Source organism: Acrocarpospora phusangensis, from assembly GCF_016862995.1.
Taxonomy (GTDB): domain Bacteria; phylum Actinomycetota; class Actinomycetes; order Streptosporangiales; family Streptosporangiaceae; genus Acrocarpospora; species Acrocarpospora phusangensis.
The window spans coordinates 70,509-86,518 of record NZ_BOOA01000009.1 but is presented as its reverse complement, the minus strand read 5'-3'; the positions used below and the strand labels follow the sequence as shown (position 1 = coordinate 86,518).

Annotated in this window: 17 protein-coding genes; 10 read left to right on the top strand and 7 right to left on the bottom strand. The window is 68.5% G+C overall.

Translation table 11 applies throughout. The features are described 5' to 3' along the window. Positions 1 to 23: 23 nt before the first annotated feature. From Aph01nite_RS07825 to Aph01nite_RS07805, 5 genes are all read left to right on the top strand, one after another. Positions 24 to 605 (top strand): NADPH-dependent FMN reductase, encoded by a 582-nt coding sequence (locus Aph01nite_RS07825; RefSeq protein ID WP_204040088.1) that lies wholly within the window; start codon positions 24 to 26, stop codon positions 603 to 605. A gap of 9 nt (positions 606 to 614) precedes the next feature. Further along, positions 615 to 1,154: a dihydrofolate reductase family protein gene (locus tag Aph01nite_RS07820; RefSeq protein WP_204040087.1), complete on the top strand. Its 540-nt coding sequence runs from the start codon at positions 615 to 617 to the stop codon at positions 1,152 to 1,154. A 13-nt stretch (positions 1,155 to 1,167) separates the two neighbouring features. Further along, positions 1,168 to 2,262, top strand: coding sequence for a serine hydrolase domain-containing protein (locus tag Aph01nite_RS07815; RefSeq protein WP_204040086.1), 1,095 nt, complete (start codon positions 1,168 to 1,170; stop codon positions 2,260 to 2,262). 115 nt (positions 2,263 to 2,377) lie between these two features. Next, positions 2,378 to 3,013: a winged helix-turn-helix transcriptional regulator gene (locus Aph01nite_RS07810; RefSeq protein ID WP_204040085.1), complete on the top strand. Its 636-nt coding sequence runs from the start codon at positions 2,378 to 2,380 to the stop codon at positions 3,011 to 3,013. 60 nt (positions 3,014 to 3,073) lie between these two features. Next, the gene (locus Aph01nite_RS07805) at positions 3,074 to 4,117 is read left to right on the top strand and encodes a DNA alkylation repair protein (protein ID WP_204040084.1); all 1,044 of its coding nucleotides are present in this window, start codon (positions 3,074 to 3,076) and stop codon (positions 4,115 to 4,117) included. Positions 4,118 to 4,123: 6 nt separating this feature from the next. Here Aph01nite_RS07805 and wsfD read toward each other — a convergent pair whose 3' ends face one another. Then, complete coding sequence (gene wsfD / locus Aph01nite_RS07800; RefSeq protein WP_204040083.1) at positions 4,124 to 5,605, bottom strand: glycan biosynthesis hexose transferase WsfD; 1,482 nt, start codon at positions 5,603 to 5,605, stop codon at positions 4,124 to 4,126. Between the two features lie 49 nt (positions 5,606 to 5,654). Further along, complete coding sequence (locus Aph01nite_RS07795) at positions 5,655 to 6,419, bottom strand: septum formation family protein (RefSeq protein WP_204040082.1); 765 nt, start codon at positions 6,417 to 6,419, stop codon at positions 5,655 to 5,657. A 167-nt stretch (positions 6,420 to 6,586) separates the two neighbouring features. Between Aph01nite_RS07795 and Aph01nite_RS07790 the strand changes: the two genes are divergently transcribed. Continuing rightward, positions 6,587 to 7,114, top strand: coding sequence for a hypothetical protein (locus Aph01nite_RS07790; RefSeq protein ID WP_204040081.1), 528 nt, complete (start codon positions 6,587 to 6,589; stop codon positions 7,112 to 7,114). Then, on the top strand, positions 7,111 to 8,490 hold the full coding sequence (locus Aph01nite_RS07785) for an XrtP-associated glycosyltransferase (RefSeq protein WP_204040080.1): 1,380 nt from the start codon (positions 7,111 to 7,113) through the stop codon (positions 8,488 to 8,490). Before Aph01nite_RS07790 ends, Aph01nite_RS07785 begins: the two co-directional genes overlap by 4 nt. Positions 8,491 to 8,781: 291 nt before the next feature. Here the strand turns inward: Aph01nite_RS07785 and wecB are convergent, their stop codons facing one another. Continuing rightward, positions 8,782 to 9,894 carry a non-hydrolyzing UDP-N-acetylglucosamine 2-epimerase gene (gene wecB, locus Aph01nite_RS07780; protein ID WP_204040079.1) on the bottom strand — a complete coding sequence of 371 codons (1,113 nt, stop codon included), beginning with the start codon at positions 9,892 to 9,894 and terminating at the stop codon, positions 8,782 to 8,784. Next, the gene (locus tag Aph01nite_RS07775; RefSeq protein ID WP_204040078.1) at positions 9,887 to 10,564 is read right to left on the bottom strand and encodes a LuxR C-terminal-related transcriptional regulator; all 678 of its coding nucleotides are present in this window, start codon (positions 10,562 to 10,564) and stop codon (positions 9,887 to 9,889) included. The genes wecB and Aph01nite_RS07775 overlap by 8 nt, the downstream gene beginning before the upstream one ends. A 284-nt stretch (positions 10,565 to 10,848) precedes the next feature. On the opposite strand from Aph01nite_RS07775, the gene Aph01nite_RS07770 reads away from it, so the two are divergent. From Aph01nite_RS07770 to Aph01nite_RS07760, 3 genes are all read left to right on the top strand, one after another. Then, entirely contained in the window at positions 10,849 to 11,553 is a 705-nt protein-coding gene (locus Aph01nite_RS07770; RefSeq protein ID WP_204040077.1) for a choice-of-anchor protein CoaP, read from the top strand. Between the two features lie 373 nt (positions 11,554 to 11,926). Then, positions 11,927 to 12,292: a DsrE family protein gene (locus Aph01nite_RS07765; protein WP_204040076.1), complete on the top strand. Its 366-nt coding sequence runs from the start codon at positions 11,927 to 11,929 to the stop codon at positions 12,290 to 12,292. A gap of 710 nt (positions 12,293 to 13,002) precedes the next feature. Further along, positions 13,003 to 13,692, top strand: a complete 690-nt coding sequence (locus tag Aph01nite_RS07760) for an alpha/beta hydrolase (protein WP_204040075.1) — start codon at positions 13,003 to 13,005, stop codon at positions 13,690 to 13,692. 10 nt (positions 13,693 to 13,702) lie between these two features. On the opposite strand, the gene Aph01nite_RS07755 is transcribed toward Aph01nite_RS07760, so the two are convergent. Genes Aph01nite_RS07755 through Aph01nite_RS07745 form a run of 3 tightly spaced genes read right to left on the bottom strand, consistent with a single transcriptional unit; the run spans position 13,703 to position 15,811 of the window. Continuing rightward, complete coding sequence (locus tag Aph01nite_RS07755) at positions 13,703 to 14,095, bottom strand: hypothetical protein (protein ID WP_204040074.1); 393 nt, start codon at positions 14,093 to 14,095, stop codon at positions 13,703 to 13,705. Positions 14,096 to 14,120: 25 nt separating this feature from the next. Next, complete coding sequence (locus Aph01nite_RS07750; RefSeq protein ID WP_204040073.1) at positions 14,121 to 15,233, bottom strand: SRPBCC family protein; 1,113 nt, start codon at positions 15,231 to 15,233, stop codon at positions 14,121 to 14,123. A gap of 5 nt (positions 15,234 to 15,238) precedes the next feature. Next, the gene (locus Aph01nite_RS07745; protein WP_204040072.1) at positions 15,239 to 15,811 is read right to left on the bottom strand and encodes a hypothetical protein; all 573 of its coding nucleotides are present in this window, start codon (positions 15,809 to 15,811) and stop codon (positions 15,239 to 15,241) included. Positions 15,812 to 16,010: the final 199 nt, after the last annotated feature.

Here is a 16,010-nt window from a genome sequence, read left to right as displayed (position 1 = left end):
CAGGTGTCAGAAAGGAGGCGGACATGACGGACAAACTGAGGTTCGCGATCATCATCGCGAGCACCCGGACCGGGCGGTTCGGTCCCACGGTGGCCGGCTGGGTGCTCTCCCGGGCCTGGCGCCGGGCCGACCTGGAACTGGACCTGATCGACCTGGCCGAGACGGCCCTCCCGGACACGCTCGGCGACCAGGACGACCCGCTCCCCGACCCGGTACGGCGCCTCGCCCCCCGCCTGGCCGCCGCCGACGCCTTCCTGGTCGTTACCCCTGAATACAACAGAAGCTTCCCGGCTCCGCTCAAGACAGCCATCGACTGGTTCTACGCGGAGTGGCACGCCAAACCGGTCACCTTCATCTCGTACGGCCGGGAGTCCGGCGGACGCCACGCCACCGCTCAACTCCGGCAGATCTTCACCGAACTGCACGCGGTGGCCATCCGCGACGAAGTCGCCCTGGCCTGCTACTGGGAGCAGTTCGCGGCCGACGGCACCTGGCCCAAGCCCACGTCACCCTGCAACGCCGCGCTGAAGACCACGCTGGACCAGCTGTCCTGGTGGGCCCACGCGCTGCGGGAAGCCCGAGCCAAAAACCCTTACCTCGCCTAGGAGCGAATCATGCGCAAGATCATCACTTCCACGTTCGTGTCCCTCGACGGCTTCATCGACAACCCGCACCTGTGGTCGCTGAACTACTGGAACGACGAAGCCGCCCGGGTCGCCCTGGATCAGCTGCTCGGCAGCGACATCCTGCTGATGGGCCGGGCCACGTACGACGGCTTCGCGGACTCCTGGCCGAACCGGTCCGGGGACCCCTTCTCCGACCACATCAACGCGATGGACAAGTACGTGGTCACCTCCACCCTGGAGAAGGCGGACTGGGACAACACGACGATCATCCCGGGCGACGATCTGGTCGCCGAGGTGACCCGCCTGAAGGAGCAGGACGGCGGCGACATCCTGATCTACGGCTGCGGCCGGCTGACCGACGCGCTGCGGGAGAACGGCCTGCTCGACGAGTACCGCCTGTGGATTCACCCGGTCGTGATCGGGGAGGGGCAGCGCGTGTTCGCGGAGGGGACCAAGGCCACGTTCACCCTGGCCGGTAGCGAGACTTTCGAGTCCGGCGTCACGATTCTCACTTACAAGCCCGTTTGAGAGGTACAGGACGATGACTGATCTGCAGAAGAACGTTCAGGCCACCCTCGACGAGCTTGTCGAATCCGGGACCGAACGGGGCATCCAGGTGGCCGTCTACCGCGGCGGCGAACTGGTGGTGGACGCGGCGGCCGGGGTCGCCGACCCGGAGACCGGCCGTGAGGTCACCTCCGGCACCGTGTTCTACAACTTCTCGATCGGCAAGGGCGCGGCGTCCACGGTGCTGCACGTGCTCGCGGAGCGCGGCCTGCTCACCTACGACACCCCGGTCGCCGACCTCTGGCCCGAGTTCGCCGCCCACGGCAAGGGCAACGTCACGGTACGGCAGGCGCTCAACCACACCGCCGGCGTGCCCGGCATCCCGGTGGACAGCACCCCCGAGGACGTCTGCGACTGGGACAAGATGTGCGCGGCCCTCGCCGACCAGGAGCTGTGGTGGGAGCCTGGCACCCAGACCGGCTACCACGCCTACAGCTTCGGCTACCTCGTCGGCGAGATCGTCCGCCGGGCCACGGGGAAGCCGATCTCGCAGGTGCTGCGGGAGGAGGTGGCCGAGCCGCTCGGCATCGCCGACGAGATCTACTTCGGGATGCCGGTCTCCGAGCACGGACGGCTGGCGGTGCTGGAGGACGTGCCGATGACCGCCGACTGGGCCGGGGACATGCCCGCCGACCTGCCGATGTTCAAGGCCGGGCCGATGGCGCTGTTCCCGTCGGCGGCGCTCGGGAACCGTACGGACGTGCTGGCGGCCGACATCCCCGCCGGGGGCAAGACCTCGGCACGGGCGGTCGCCCGGATGTACGCGGCGCTGCTCGGCGAGGTCGACGGGGTCCGCCTGATCTCGCCGGAGCGCCTCCGGGAGGTCTCCGCGGTGTCGTTCACCGGGATCGACCAGGTCTTCGGCAATCCGGCCACCTGGGGACTGGGATTCGCGATCGGCCGTCCCGGCTCGGACGCGGAGACCACGCCCACGGTGTTCGGGATGCCGGGCGCGGGCGGCAGCGCCGCGTACGCGGACACGGCGACCGGGATCACGGTGGCGGTCACCAAGAACAAGCTGAGCGGCGACTTCGCCACAGCCACCCGGATCAGCGAATTGATCGGGTGACTTGATATTGGTTTGGGCCAGACCCGTTGGGTCTGGCCCTTTTCGCGTCTTTTTCCATCAGGTAAACATTGAAATTTCTACTAACAAGAGACTTGTCACCTGGCATGGTGTCAGTGTGAAGAAGGGTTACGGGCAGCACTGCCCGATCGCTTTGGGCGCGGAAGTATTCGCCGAACGCTGGACACCCATCATTCTCCGCAACCTCATGGTGGGCTGCCACCGCTTCAGCGCGATCCTGGAAGGGGCCCCTGGCCTGCCCCGGAGCGTGCTCTCCCAGCGCCTGCGCCGGCTGGAGCGGGACGGCGTGGTCGAACGGCACGACCAGGAGTACCACCTGACCGAATCCGGCAGGGAGCTCACCGACGTCTGCCTGGCGCTGGGTACCTGGGGCGCCCGGTGGCGGGAGCCCCAGCCGTCGCTTCATGATCCGTACCTGGTGCTCTGGACGATGTCGCACCTGATCGAGCCCGCTCTGCTGCCCCGGCCGAGGGTCGTGCTCCGCGTGGACCTGACCGACCGCCCCGAGCGGTACTGGCTGCTGCTGTCCGTCTCCGGCAACGAGGTGTGCCGGGAGAATCCCGGTTTCGAGGAGGACGGGGTCCTCACCGCCGACACCGGGTGGCTGCTCCGCTGGGAGTCCGGGACGGTCGCGCCGGCCGGGGCCACGCTGGACGGCCCGCCGTGGCTGGCCCCGGCCCTGGCCGCCTGGTCGGGACTGACGCCGCTGGACCGGCGGGTCCCCTCGGGGTGAGGCCCCGGAATTGTCGGTGGCGTGTGGCAGCGTGTGGCCGTGGCTCAACCGTTGAAAGAAATGATCAATTCGGAGTCCGTGGGTGTGCTCGCGGATGGCGTCGCGGCCGTGTGGGCGCCTTTTTCGCGCGGCGGATTCGTGCGGGCCGCGCTGGCGGGGCTGGCCAGGCTGGAATTGAAGGATCGGGTGCGGCATGTCGCGCGGGCGCTGCACGACGCCCTGCCGCTGCCATTTCCGGCCGCCGCGGAAGTGATCAGAGAAAGCGCCCTGAAGGTCCGGCTGGACATGTGGAGCGGCTGGCCGGCCACCGAGTATGTCGGGGCGCGCGGGGCCGGGCATCTGGACGAGTCCATGGCGACGCTGGCGGTGCTGACGCCGTACTCGACGGGGGAGTTCGCCGTGCGGCCCCTGCTCGAACGCCACGAGATGGACGCGCTGAAGGTCATGTACGGCTGGGCCTACTCCCCTGACGAACATCTGCGCCGGCTGGCCTCGGAGGGCACCAGGCCGCGGTTGCCGTGGGGATCCCGGGTGCCCTGGCTGATGGAACCGGGCCCGGCCATCCCGATCCTGGACGCGCTCCGCGACGACCCCAGTGAGTACGTGCGCCGGTCGGTCGCCAACCACGTCAACGACATCGCCAAGGACCATCCGGACACCGCGGTCGATCTGCTCGCGCGGTGGCGGGAGAGCGGCGGCTCCCACGTCGAGCGGGTGCTGCGCCACGCCTCCCGGGGACTGCTCAAGTCCGGCCATCCCCGGGCGCTGTCCCTGATGGGCGCCGTGCCCGGGAGCGGCACGGTCAACGATCTCGCCCTGGAGAGCGACCAGGTGGCGATCGGGGAACGACTGCACTTCTCCGTGACTCTCACCGCGGACCATCCGGGTCCGCTGGTGTTGAAATACGCGATCCGGCGGGACGGCTCGCATCGGGTCTTCCATCTGGCCGACCGCCCGGCGGCGCAACCCGGCCAGCTGATCACCGTGAACAAGTCCCACTCGTTCCGCCCGGTCACCACCAGGAACGAGCCGCCGGGACCGCGCACGTTGGAGATCGTCGTCAACGGCACGGTCCGGGCCAGCGCGCCCTTCGTCCTGCGGTGAGCCCGCTCAGACTCCGGCGGAGGCCAGCGGGCGCCGGTTCTCGGGCATGCCGGGAGCCTTCTGCCAGTGCGGCCGGGGGCGCACGCCCTGGAGGCGGACCCACAGGGACAGGCACAGGAGGGGGATGCAGGTCGCGGTGAGGAAGCTGACCACGGTGAGATGGTGAGTGCTCTCCACGCGGCCGGCGCTGACCAGGACCGCCGCGAACTGAGCGACGATCATGACGGGAACGAGCATGGCGACGGTGCCGACCGCCTTCCTGCGCGGCCTCAGCCCCCGCCGCCGCGTCACGGAGCGGCCCGCGGCGAACGTGACGATCCAGAGGATCACCAGGAGGGCGGGAGCGGCGCGGAATGTCCCCCACAGCCAGCTGTACACGGCTATGCGGTGTTCCCGCGCGCCGGGGTGGTGCCCGGCCTCGGGCGGATAGGAGCCGAGATGGTCGGCCGACAGGCGGCCGATGCCTTCCAGGCCCCAGCCGAGGGCCCGGATGACATGGGCGGGATGGGAAAGGTAGAAGCGCGCGATGGCGGTGTTCGTCACCGTCGCGTTGAAGACCGCGTTCAGCGCGGGCGGGAGGCTGATGACGGTGCCGTCTCCGTCGGAGAGTTCGCTGATCGCGAGTGCGGCCTGGGGGTCGAATCCGAGTCCCTGGAGGTCCTTGGCGGCGCCGGGGTTGTCGTACAGGATCGAGCCGAAGACGAGGGCCTGCCGGGCCGCGGCCATCTGGCGCTCCGGTTGCGAGGCCAGGTGGAACGACGCCATGGCGATCACCGCGAGGCTCAGCACGATCCCGGGGGTTCGCCGCAGCGCCGTCCACCACGCCCCGCGCCGCCACCGCTGGCCGCGGACCGGCCGCCACAGCAGCGCCAGGCACACCGGCACGACCAGCGCGACCGTCTGCACCTGGGCTCCGATCGTCACCAGGGCGACGGCCGTCACCAGCGACAGGCGCAGCACGGTCACGCCGCGCCCCAGCCAGAGCAGGGCGGCCAGCAGGAACCCGGCCCCCAGCAGGGCGACCGGTTCGGTGTGCGGCGAGACGAAGAACCCGGCGAAGGCGGCGTCCGCGTACACCAGCCCGATCGTGCTCGCCACTGCCGCCCGGATCCACCACCGGCCCGGCAGCAGCCCGGCCAGCAGGGCGACGATCACCCCGACGAGGATCGCGCAGATGACACCCAGCCCTCGGGTGTCGACGTCCCCGGGCAGCCACAGCAGCCTGTTGATCGACTTCTCCAGCCAGATCATGGCCAGCTGGGTCGAACGATAGGGCTCGCAGGTCTCCCCGAACCAGGGATGCGACTCCCAGGTCGTGAAGACGTAGTCCGCGCCGTCCACACCCCACGGCCGGGAATTGGCGAGCCCGAACCCGCAGAGCAGCTTCTGGCCGCCGCCCTGGTCCGCGACCCCCACCGGCCCGCCGGTGAACAGCCGCGCCAGCATGACCCCGGCCCAGAGCAGGCCGGTCACCACAGCGGTCTTCACGAACGTTCCTCCCGCCGCACGATCATTTTGGGGAACCTGCGCCCGGAGTTCACCGCAGGCCCCCGCGCAGGGTGGTCGTGGTCACCGCGCCGTCCTCGTGGCGCAGCCAGCACTCGGCCTGGTGATCGTTGATCGGTACCGGAGTCACGTTCAGGCCGGCCAGCGGCCCCCCGGTGTAGGCGCGGGCGTTCACCCGGCACTGGCGTCGCCACTGCCGCTTGGTGTTGTCCTCGGTGTACAGGTAGGCCGGCGGTTCCACCCACTCCTGGTCGTGGGGAAGGGCACAGACGACGTCCTGGGTTTCGAGGCGGCAGCGCCGTACGGCCACGGATTGGCGGGTGCCCATGATGCCCCGCAGAGGCGTGGTGACCTCGGGGGCGTCATCGGGGTTGAGGGCCGGGACGAACAGATCGCAGCGCAGGATGCGGTTTCCCGCCGCCCATTCGGTGCGGGTCGGGAACTTCGCCCAGATCTCGATGCCCCACTGGGCGTCCCGCGCCCGCGCGCCCAGATACGGACGCACCGGGCGGTAGTCGCAGGCCGCGCGCAGCCGGTCGGGACTGGGCCGGACCGGCTCGGCGGCCAGCGAACCGGAGACCTTGGTCAGCAGGTAGGTCTCCGTCTGATGGGGGTGGGTGCACGGCACCGGCGGGGCCACGTCGCTGACGTGGTAAAGCTCCTCCGGCTGCGACATGCGATGGCAGGAGCCCACCGCCATCGTCGAACTCGGCCGGCCCACGGCGGACGCCTGAGGCAGACCGCAGGACGCGGTGAGTCCGGCCATCAGGTACGCGAGCACGACACGAAGCGCCATCGTTGCCCCCTTCGAATGGACGTCGCCGCACGTTAACGGCTGGGCGACGGCGGTCGCGGGGGACGCGCCCCGGTCTCCTCCTCTGGAGTGAGCGCACCCGGTCGTGGGCGGGGGCGCGGGTCATGGGCGTACTACGGTCCGTGCAGTCGAGTATCCGGGGGGCGCGCATGACCTTTCAGTCCATCCAACGGGTTCTGGTGCTGGCGGCCTTGGCTGTGCTGCTGGTGCTGGTCCTGACCAAGGAGTCGGTCCTGCGCGGCTGGGAGGCGGTGATCGCCAGTACGGTCGTCTCGGTCAGCGCGGCCACCGAGACCGGGGCCAACCCGTTCCTGGCGATCGTGTCGTTCAACCGGGAGACCGGGCATCCGACCGGCCTGCAGATCACGCCGGAGTGCACCTCGGCGTTCCTGATGGTGCCGCTGGTGATCGTCACCGGCCTGCTCATCTGGCTGCGCCGCCAGGGCTCGTTCTGGCCGCTGCTCGGGCTGGCGGTGGCCTCGCTGCTGCTGCTGGCCACCAACCAGGTCCGCATCGTCGCCGTGGTGCTCCTGATCAAGGGCATGGGCTTCTCGTCCGGCTACTACTGGGGGCACACCATCGTCGGTTCGGTCATCAGCATCTTCGGCATCGGGCTGAGCCTGATCAGTTACGCGCTGCTGGCGATCCGCAGCGGGCGCGGAAGGACGGCCGCATGATCGGCAGCCTCAGCTACCTCCTGGGCCTGACCCAGGCGTTCGCGCTGTTCCTCAGCGTCATGTTCATCACGTACGTGCTGACGATCCTGCGGCCGTACGTGCGAAAGAAGCCCGACAAGGCGGGTGATCCCCGGCATTTCCGCTGGCACATCTTCATTCCCTGCCGGGATGAGGAGGCGGTCATCGGGGAGACGCTGCACTACCTGCGGGAGGTCTTCCCGCTGGCCCGGCTCTGGGTGGTGGACGACGCCTCCGAGGACCGTACGGCGGAGATCGTGGCCGGGCTGGCGGCCCGCGACTCGATGATCCACCTGGTCCGGCGCTACCTGCCGGCGGCGCGGACCGGGAAGGGCGAGGCGCTCAACGCCGCGTACACGGCGCTGGACTCCTGGCTGGGTCCGGGTCGGAGCCGGACTGACCAGGTCGTCTGCGTGCTGGACGCCGACGGCAGGCCCGCGCCGAACATGCTGGCGGTGTGCGCCGGCGAGCGGCTGTTCGGCGATCCGTCGATCGGCGCGGTCCAGATCGACGTGTGGATGAGCAACCGCGGGGAACGCACGCCGTTCCCCGGCGCCGGCCGGTTCCGCAACTTCTTCGGGCGCACCCTGGTCCGCATGCAGGACCTGGAGTTCCGCGGCGCGATCTCGGCGATCCAGCTCAGCCGCCGCAAGACGGGCACGGTGGCCATGGGCGGCAACGGCCAGCTCACCCGTCTGAGCGCGCTGGACAAGCTGGCCGCCGACGGGAAACGCCCGTGGGGCGGGTCGCTGCTGGAGGACTTCGAGCTGGGCATCCAGCTGCTGCTGGCGGGGGAGCGCAACGAGTACACCTCGGACACCTGGGTGGAGCAGGAGGGGCTGGCCTCGTTCAAGCGGCTGATCACGCAGCGCACCCGGTGGGGGCAGGGCACGATGCAGTGCGCCAAGTACCTGCCCGAGGTGTGGTGGTCCAGGAACTTCACCGGTCTGGGCGCCCTGGAGGTGCTCTACTACCTGGCGCAGCCGTGGATGCAGCTGTTCGGCACCCTCATCTACCCGATCCCGCTCAGCTTCCTGATCTGGCGGATGGTCGTGGATCCGGCCGGGGTGATGGCGTTCATGGCGGCGGGCGGGTGGATCCTGTTCACCACGTACCTGGCGTTCGGCACCCTGCCGTTCCTGGTGTGGGGGCCCCTCTACTGGTGGCGTTGCGCGCCCGAGATCGGCTTCCTGCGCGGCGTCGGGTACGGCTTCGCCTACGCCCTCTACATCTACAACTTCTACATCACCTCATGGCGGGCGGCCTTCCGCCTGCTCCGCGGACGCAGCGGCTGGGCCAAAACCAGACGCAACAGCGAGACGCACCTGCGCGGCGCGCCCGTCGCCCGGGATTCCTGAAAGCCCAATACGAAAAGGCCCAGACAAATATGTCTGGGCCTTTTCGGTTATCCGGCTTTTCGCATCCGGACCGCGCGGACAATCATCATGCCGCCGACGACCAGGCCCACGGCCAATGCGACCAACAACATGACGGGAAGGCCGGTACCGGGCAGCCGGGGAGTTCCCCAGCCGAATGTGCCCCAGCCGCCACCGCTTCCTCCGTAATACACCCGGGCCTCCAACCGCTTGCGAGGTGACCACCCGAGGGTCACACAGCAAGCGAGAATGACGTTTGGAAACACTCCCCTCTCACTCCATGGGATGAAATTCCGCTGGACGTTCCCGCATCCCCAGCAACCACCCACAAGCCCGGACAGTCCGGTCAGCCGCCTTGCCGTCTCCGAACACACACGGTCTGGGCGTACGGGCCGTGCGGCCGGGCCTGGCCACGTCGAGCACGGCGGCGGCGCTCTTGAAGATGAGTTCCTCGTCGGTGCCGACCAGATGGGTGGACGCGCTGTGCAGCGCCTCGCCGCGCTCGGTGGTCTCCCGCATGATCAGCAGCGGCAGCCGGAGCGAGGCCGCCTCCTCCTGGACCCCGCCCGAGTCGGTGATCACCAGCGAGGCCGTGGTGAGCGTCCGCACGAACTGCTGGTACGGCATCGGGGGCGCGCACTCGATGGTCGGCAGGCCGTACGTCTCCTGCTCGAAGATCTCGCGTACGGCGGGGTTCATGTGCGTGGCGACCAGCAGATCTATGTCCGGATATGTACGGGCAAGCCGGGTGACCACCCGGGCGACCCGGCGCAGTGGCTCCCCCCACGATTCCCGCCGGTGCGCCGTCACCACGACCAGCGGGCGTTCCCGGGGCGTGCCGCCGCCCATGCGGAACAGCGCGTCGATGACCGTGTTGCCCGTCACCACGACCTGCTCCGCCGGTATGCGTTCGGCCAGCAGGTTCTCGGCGGCGCGCGGGGTGGGGGCCAGGTGCAGGGCGGCGAGAGGGGCGATCATCCGCCGGTTCGCCTCCTCCGGGAACGGCAGCGCGTCATAACTGCGCAGTCCCGCCTCCACATGCGCGACCGGAACCCCCGCCAGGTACGCGGCGAGCGCCCCGGCCAGGGCCGACGTCGTGTCGCCCTGCACCAGGACCAGGTCGGGCCGGTGCGCCGCGAACTCGGCGCCGAGCCCGCCGAGCAGGCCGGAGGCCAGGCCGGTCAGGCCGTCAGGGGCGCCAAGGGCGACCCGCCGGTCCACGGCCGCGCCGAACAGGGCGAGCACGTCGTCGACGACCGCGCCGTGCTGGCCGGTGCCGACGACCGCCACCTCGGCCCACGGCTCGGCGTGCAGGGCCTCGACGACCACGCCGAGTTTGATCGCCTCCGGCCGGGTTCCGACCACGGCCGCCACACGCTTACGCAACGTGCCCTCCCGTCTGGCGCGGCCCGACCGGCACGAGCGTGTCGGCCCGGCCGCGGCCGAGCGCCATCGCCACGACGTGCACCCGGTCGCGGGCGCCGGTCTTCCTGAGAATCGCCTTGACGTGGCTTTTCACGGTGTCGATGGAGATGCGCAGGCGCAGGGCGATGGAACGGTTGTCGTAGCCGAGGAGGACCTCGTCCAGGACCTCCCGTTCCCTGGCGCTCAGGCCGAACCGGGCCAGTGAGCTCTCCTCGCCGGACCGCCAGGAGCGGGTGGTGACGCGGTCGTCGATGATCTGCTGGCCGGCGAGCACGCCGTACAGATAGAAGATCAGGTCCTCGGGTGGGGAGATCTTCAGCAGGTAGCCGGCGGCGCCCCAGGTCATCGCCGAGACGGCCACGGCGTCGTCATTGGTGCTGCTGAGCAGCACCGGCAGGGTCGACGGGCTGGCCAGCCGGATCCAGCCGCACAGTTCGAGGCCGCTCTCGCCGCCGATGTCCGTCTCGCACAGCACCAGCTCGGGCTTGTGCGTGAGAATGACGCTCCTGGCCTCGTGCACAGTGGGCACGGCGGCGATGATCCGCAATCGCCCCGACTTCGCGAAAACGATATTTAGTGCTATGTGGGTGAGCTTGGACTCGTCTACTACGACGACACGATATTCCTGCACATTGTCCTCGCGCGAACAGTGAAATATGACCAGTTTGGTCGCATCTAAAACGAATGAGCCAGGAGGGGGCTTCGCTGGTGCCCAATCTAGCGGTACGCCCCTCAGCGCTCAGAATTAACACTCACCCCGAGGAGTGATTAATCGAGCATTGCTCACTCGGAAGAGTGAGCAACGATGGAATATGCGACGTTGCCATTCCCCTTCAGCCATAACCTGGGTGAACATCCGGTTGCGGAAAAACAGCCCAAGGGGATCCAATGAAAAGGTTCTTGAAAAGAGCGTGCATGGCCACGGTGGCGAGCGGAATGTGCGTGCTCATGCTCGCCGACCGCGCCTCGGCGAGCACAGACGTGGAAGCGTACGGCGTGACCGCCACCCTGCCGCTCCTGTCATTCGGCCCCACCCCCTATGCGAATCTGAGCGATCCCAGTGATTCGGTGGCGACCATCGGCACCGGTGGCGGCGCCAACCAGTTCAACGCGAACACGCTCAACGCTTCGGTCCAGCAGGACACCGCGATCGGAACCGAGAGCGCCACCGCGTCGCTGGAGGACCTGAACGCGACGCTCGCCGGCATCGGCATCACCGCCGACGCCCTCACCGCCACCTGCAACGCGACCGCGGGCTCGCCCACCACCGGCTCGGTCAGCCTGACCGGCGCCAATGTCGGAGGGATCGCCGTTGCGGCCAACCCGGCGGTGAACACCGTCATCCAGGTTCCGCCGCTGCTGCCCATCCTGTCGGTCACCCTGAACGAGCAGATCGCGTCGGGCGACCAGTTGACCGTCAACGCCATCCACGTCCGCCTGCTCGCCGGTGTCGGCGACGTGATCATCGGTCACGCCATGTGCGGCCCCGCCACCCTGGACCCGCCGCCGCCGGTGCCGCTGGCCTCGGGCGCCGGCCTCTACCTCGGCCTGGGCCTGGCGGGCGCGACGGCGGCCGGCGTCAACGCCCGCAGGCGCCGCCGGAGCACGGCGGTCTCCTAGACCATCGCTCGCGCTTCCGCGGCTCGCGCTGTCACGGCTCGTGCTTCCGCGGCCCACGCTGTCACGGTTCACGCTGTCACGGTTCACGCTGTCACGGCTCGCGCTTCCGCGGCCCACGCTGTCACGGCTCGCGCTTTCGCGGCTCGTGCTTTCGCGGCCCACGCTGTCACGGTTCACGCTGTCACGGTTCACGCTGTCACGGTTCGTGCTTCCGCGGCTCGCGCTTCCGCGATGAGTTCCTTGCGGTGGCCCTCGGGGTCCGAGGGCCACTACAGGTCTCACACGTTCGCGATTCGCTCACACGCTCCTTCACACATGTGCCGGGCATCGTGGTCGCCAGACAACAAACCCGGATCTTTCGAAGGAGTCCCCCATGGCTGGAAAAGCCGTCATCAGCTTGACCACGGGTCTTGAGGACCCCGAGCGCGTCGCCATCGCCTTCCTCGTGGCCGTCGGCGCGGCGGAGCAGGGCCGACCCACCCTCATGTTCCTCACCAAGGAAGCCACCCGGCTCGCGACCCAGGGCGTCGCCGTCGGGGTCGCCTGCGAGGGCTGTCCGCCGCTCGCCGACCTGGTCGCCCGGTACGAGGCCGCCGGCGGCACCTTCCTCGTCTGCCCGATCTGCTTCGACGCGCGCAAACTCGACAAGGACACCCTCATCAAGAACGCCGAACTGGGCGGGACCGTCCCGATGTGGCAGTGGATCGGCGACGAGGGCGCAACCACCTTCAGCTACTGACACCGGGCGAAACCGCTCCGACGTGGCAGTGTTCCGCACGGAAGGTGCAACCACCTTCAGCTACTGACACCGGGCGATGCGTCCCGACGTGGCAGTGGCTCCACACCGAGGACGCGGCCACCTTCACTGCGCGAGACCGTCCCGACGTGGCGGTGGATCCGTACCGAGGGCGGCTCCCCTTGAATTACTGCCTCGCTGTACGCTCCGGGCCGCCGCCCCCTCCAGGCGGCCCTTCTCCCGATTTTTCGGGATATCGGGGATTCTTCTGAATTTTTGCCAGCTTTTCGGCGACCGTGTGCGCCGGGGCGTGGTCGTGGCTGCCCGAGCGTCCGGGTGTGGACGGGAGCGTTCTGCTGGAACGTTCCTCGTTCAGCCGCGTCTTCGTTTTGCCGCAGGGGCACCAGCTGGTTGTGACGAGTCCGATTCGCTCGATCTCCTGCCAGCGATGGCGGTGGAACAGGCGTAGCCACATGTGCGCATCTCCATGAACATCGAGTCGGCCCAAATAGGGTGACCGGCCGCGAAATCTGACGGATGACACGCTGAGCCCCCGGCTCCAGCAGGCCATACGGTCGTTAGAGAAGGTGTGTGACCTGCCCCCCGGCCGCCTGCTCGTCGACTCCCCCACTACAGCAGGCCCGACTTGCAGTTCACTGCGGGCCGGCTGTGGTCGGGCATGGAATGTCGGTGGCGTGGAGTAGAAGGGAGTCATGGCTAATTTCGTGTTGTTGCCCGGCGGGGGCTCGGGGCCGGGGTACTGGTGGCTCCTCGAGGAGGAACTTCGCCGTCGTGGTCATGGGACCGTGGCGGTGGATCTGCCGTACCAGGACGAGAAGGCCGGGCTGGAGGAGTTGGCGGACGCGGCCGTCCAGGCGATCGGCGACCGGCGCGATCTCGTCGTGGTGGCGCACTCGTTCGGCGGGTTCACCGGGCCACTCATCTGTGAGCGACTCCCGGTCGAGTTGCTGGTGTACGTGGCGGGCATGATCCCGCGGCCGGGGGAGACTCCGGGCGACTGGTGGGAGAACACCGGCCACAAGGCCGCACTCCGGGAAAGCCAGGAGCGTGACGGCGTGGATCCAGACAGCCAGTCTGTGTACGACATGTTCTTCCAGGACGTGCCCCGGGAGATCGCGGATGTGGCGATGACCCATGAGCGGGATCATGCCGATACGTCGATGATCACGCCGTGGCCGGGGCGTACGCATCCGGATGTGCCGACTCGTGCGCTGATCTGCACGGATGACCGTTGTTTCCCGGCGAACTTCATGCGTGAGCTGGTTCGTGACCGGCTCGGGCTGGTCGCCGATGAAATGCCGAGTGGACATTCGCCGATGCTGAGTCGTACCAGCGAACTCGCGGACCGCTTGGAGGGCTTCCTGACCGATCTGTCCAAATAGCTGCTTGGACTCAGGACTCGTCTGCCCGCCGCGGGATCAGAAGTTTGGCCGCGACGACGTAATCGATCTGGACTCGTTTGTAATCCTTCGCAGCGGTCACGTGCTGGTTTACCTTGCCGAGGGCTACGTCCGCGCCGACGTGCAGGCGCAGGAGGTCGAGGACTTCGGCGTCCAGCGAGACTCGGGCGCGGAGGTCCTCGACGGTGAGGTTGATCTCGTCGACCTTGACCTGCGGGATGTCGAGCAGGACATCGGGCTCGGCCCGGTCAGGCAGAACGTCGGGATCGCCCCATTCGCCCAGCGCGCTAGGTTCGTGAGGTTCGCGAGGTTCGCGAGGTTGGTCGTGGGCGACGCTCGACGAGTTCGCCGGGTTTGGGCTTGGCTTCCGCGACTCCTCGGGCATGTCGCACTCCTTACTTCATGACATTTCAGGACTTCGAGGAACCTCCGGATCTGGCCGGCTCGCGGTCCTCGGAGCGTTCTTGCGCCTGGAGCCCTTCCTCGCGCTCGTCGCGGCCTTCCTCGCGCTCGTCGCGGCCTTCCTCACGCTCGTCGCGGCCTCGCTCGGCTCGCTGTTCGCGTCCCTCGCCCTGTTCGCGTCCCTCGCCCTGTTCGCGTCCCTCGCCCTGTTCGCGTCCCTCGCCGGCCGACTCGTCCTGTGCTTCCGGCCTGTCGCGGGTCTCGTCCTTCTTCTCCTCCACGACCTGACCCTCGTGGATCACCCCGCGCCAGCCTTCGATCTCCTCCGGATGCAGCATCGCCTGCGTCATCACATGACGTCTGAAGTGCTTGAACTCCAGGCGGGCTCGGCGTCCCTGCGCCCTCCACAGGTTCCCCGTACGCTCGAACAAACCCTGCGGGTGGTACTCCAGCACGAGCGCGACGCGGGTGAGGTTCGAGCCGAGCGGTTCGAAGGTCACCGCTCCGTCGACGTAGCCCTTCTTGCCCTGCGACCGCCAGATGATCCGCTTGTCCGGCTCCTGTTCGATGATGTCCGACTTCCAGATCCGGTGGGACCAGAAGATCTGGGCCTTCCAGGTGACCTGTTCGTCGGATTCCTGCTTGACGTGCTCCACCTTCTTCATGAAGGTCGGGAAGTCCTCGAACCGGGTCCACTGGTTGTAGACGACGTCGACCGGGGCTCCGACGTCGAGGGTCTCGACGATGTTGATCGCCCGGGTCTTGTCGCCTCCGGACTTGCCGCCTCCCCCGCCGGTCAGCCCCAGGGCCTGCGCGCCGCCTTTGACCAGTTGTCCCAGGCCCTTGGCCGCCGTTCCTGCTCCCTTGAACATCTGCCCGAGCCGCCGGACACGACCGAGAGCGGGCGCAGAGGGACCGGCGCCCCCATCGGCCTGCCCCTTGCCCCCGCTCTCGGCGTACTCGGTCAGCCGTCCGGTCAGCGAGGTCACCTTGCCGGTCACCGAGCCCAGCGCCCGCTGCCCGAGTGCCTCCATCAGGCCGGTCACCTCGTGCCCGAGCCTGTTGAGCGGCAGCGCCTGCGTGGTCTCCTTGACCGGCTCGCTCTTCACGTCCTGTGTCATCCCGGTCACCCCGATACCCGAAGCTCGGACTCCGTCCGCCGGTCGCCCGTCCCGGCGTCCTCCCGCGTCTTCGATTCCGCTTCTTCCTCGGGCGCCTTCCGGCCGTCGCCCTTCTCCCGACGTCCACCGACGACCTTGGTCACGGTCCTCGCCGGACCGCCGGCCTGCTCGGTCACGGTCTCGGCGGCCTGCTTCGCGGTGCCACCGGCCGCTTTGGTCACGGTTTCCGCGGTCTCCGTACCCTTCGCGGCTGCTGCCTTGAGCTGTTCCTCCGGGTGCCGCAGCATCTCGGCCCGGCTGTGGATCTTGTCGCTGAGTGCGTTGATCTGCTTGCTGGTGGCCGCCACCGCCGCGGTACGCCCCGCCTCCCGCAGATCGTGGCGGAGCCGGCCGGTAAGCTCGTTGAGTTCCGGCGAGTCGAGGACCTTGAGGCCCTGCTCCAGCAGTTTGCCCTTGTGGGCCCGCAACTGGCCGGCCGCTCCTGCCATCGCCAGGCTCACGGCCGTCTTCAGCTTGTGATTCCGTCCGAGGTAGTACCCCACGGCCACCGCCAGCGCCACCTTGACGCGACTTGTCATGATTCCTCCTCCCAGCAGCGGCTCCGGCTCCCGGCACAGATCGGGCGCACACGCCACCTAGAAGAGATCGGCATTGCGCTGATCCTTCTTTACTCACCGCCATGCCCACTAAGCAGACATAAGAACATAAACGACCATAAAGGGGATATAGATCCTCGGTATCCGCCTTAGCCCTATGATCGGCCGTATAACCCTTTAC

Coding starts and splice junctions, on each gene's coding strand:
- Aph01nite_RS07825 (WP_204040088.1), top strand. CDS start 24: ATGACGGACAAACTGAGGTTCGCGATCATCATCGCGAGCACCCGGACC.
- Aph01nite_RS07820 (WP_204040087.1), top strand. CDS start 615: ATGCGCAAGATCATCACTTCCACGTTCGTGTCCCTCGACGGCTTCATC.
- Aph01nite_RS07815 (WP_204040086.1), top strand. CDS start 1,168: ATGACTGATCTGCAGAAGAACGTTCAGGCCACCCTCGACGAGCTTGTC.
- Aph01nite_RS07805 (WP_204040084.1), top strand. CDS start 3,074: ATGATCAATTCGGAGTCCGTGGGTGTGCTCGCGGATGGCGTCGCGGCC.
- Aph01nite_RS07795 (WP_204040082.1), bottom strand. CDS start 6,419: ATGGCGCTTCGTGTCGTGCTCGCGTACCTGATGGCCGGACTCACCGCG.
- Aph01nite_RS07790 (WP_204040081.1), top strand. CDS start 6,587: ATGACCTTTCAGTCCATCCAACGGGTTCTGGTGCTGGCGGCCTTGGCT.
- Aph01nite_RS07785 (WP_204040080.1), top strand. CDS start 7,111: ATGATCGGCAGCCTCAGCTACCTCCTGGGCCTGACCCAGGCGTTCGCG.
- Aph01nite_RS07770 (WP_204040077.1), top strand. CDS start 10,849: ATGGCCACGGTGGCGAGCGGAATGTGCGTGCTCATGCTCGCCGACCGC.
- Aph01nite_RS07765 (WP_204040076.1), top strand. CDS start 11,927: ATGGCTGGAAAAGCCGTCATCAGCTTGACCACGGGTCTTGAGGACCCC.
- Aph01nite_RS07760 (WP_204040075.1), top strand. CDS start 13,003: ATGGCTAATTTCGTGTTGTTGCCCGGCGGGGGCTCGGGGCCGGGGTAC.
- Aph01nite_RS07755 (WP_204040074.1), bottom strand. CDS start 14,095: ATGCCCGAGGAGTCGCGGAAGCCAAGCCCAAACCCGGCGAACTCGTCG.
- Aph01nite_RS07750 (WP_204040073.1), bottom strand. CDS start 15,233: ATGACACAGGACGTGAAGAGCGAGCCGGTCAAGGAGACCACGCAGGCG.
- Aph01nite_RS07745 (WP_204040072.1), bottom strand. CDS start 15,811: ATGACAAGTCGCGTCAAGGTGGCGCTGGCGGTGGCCGTGGGGTACTAC.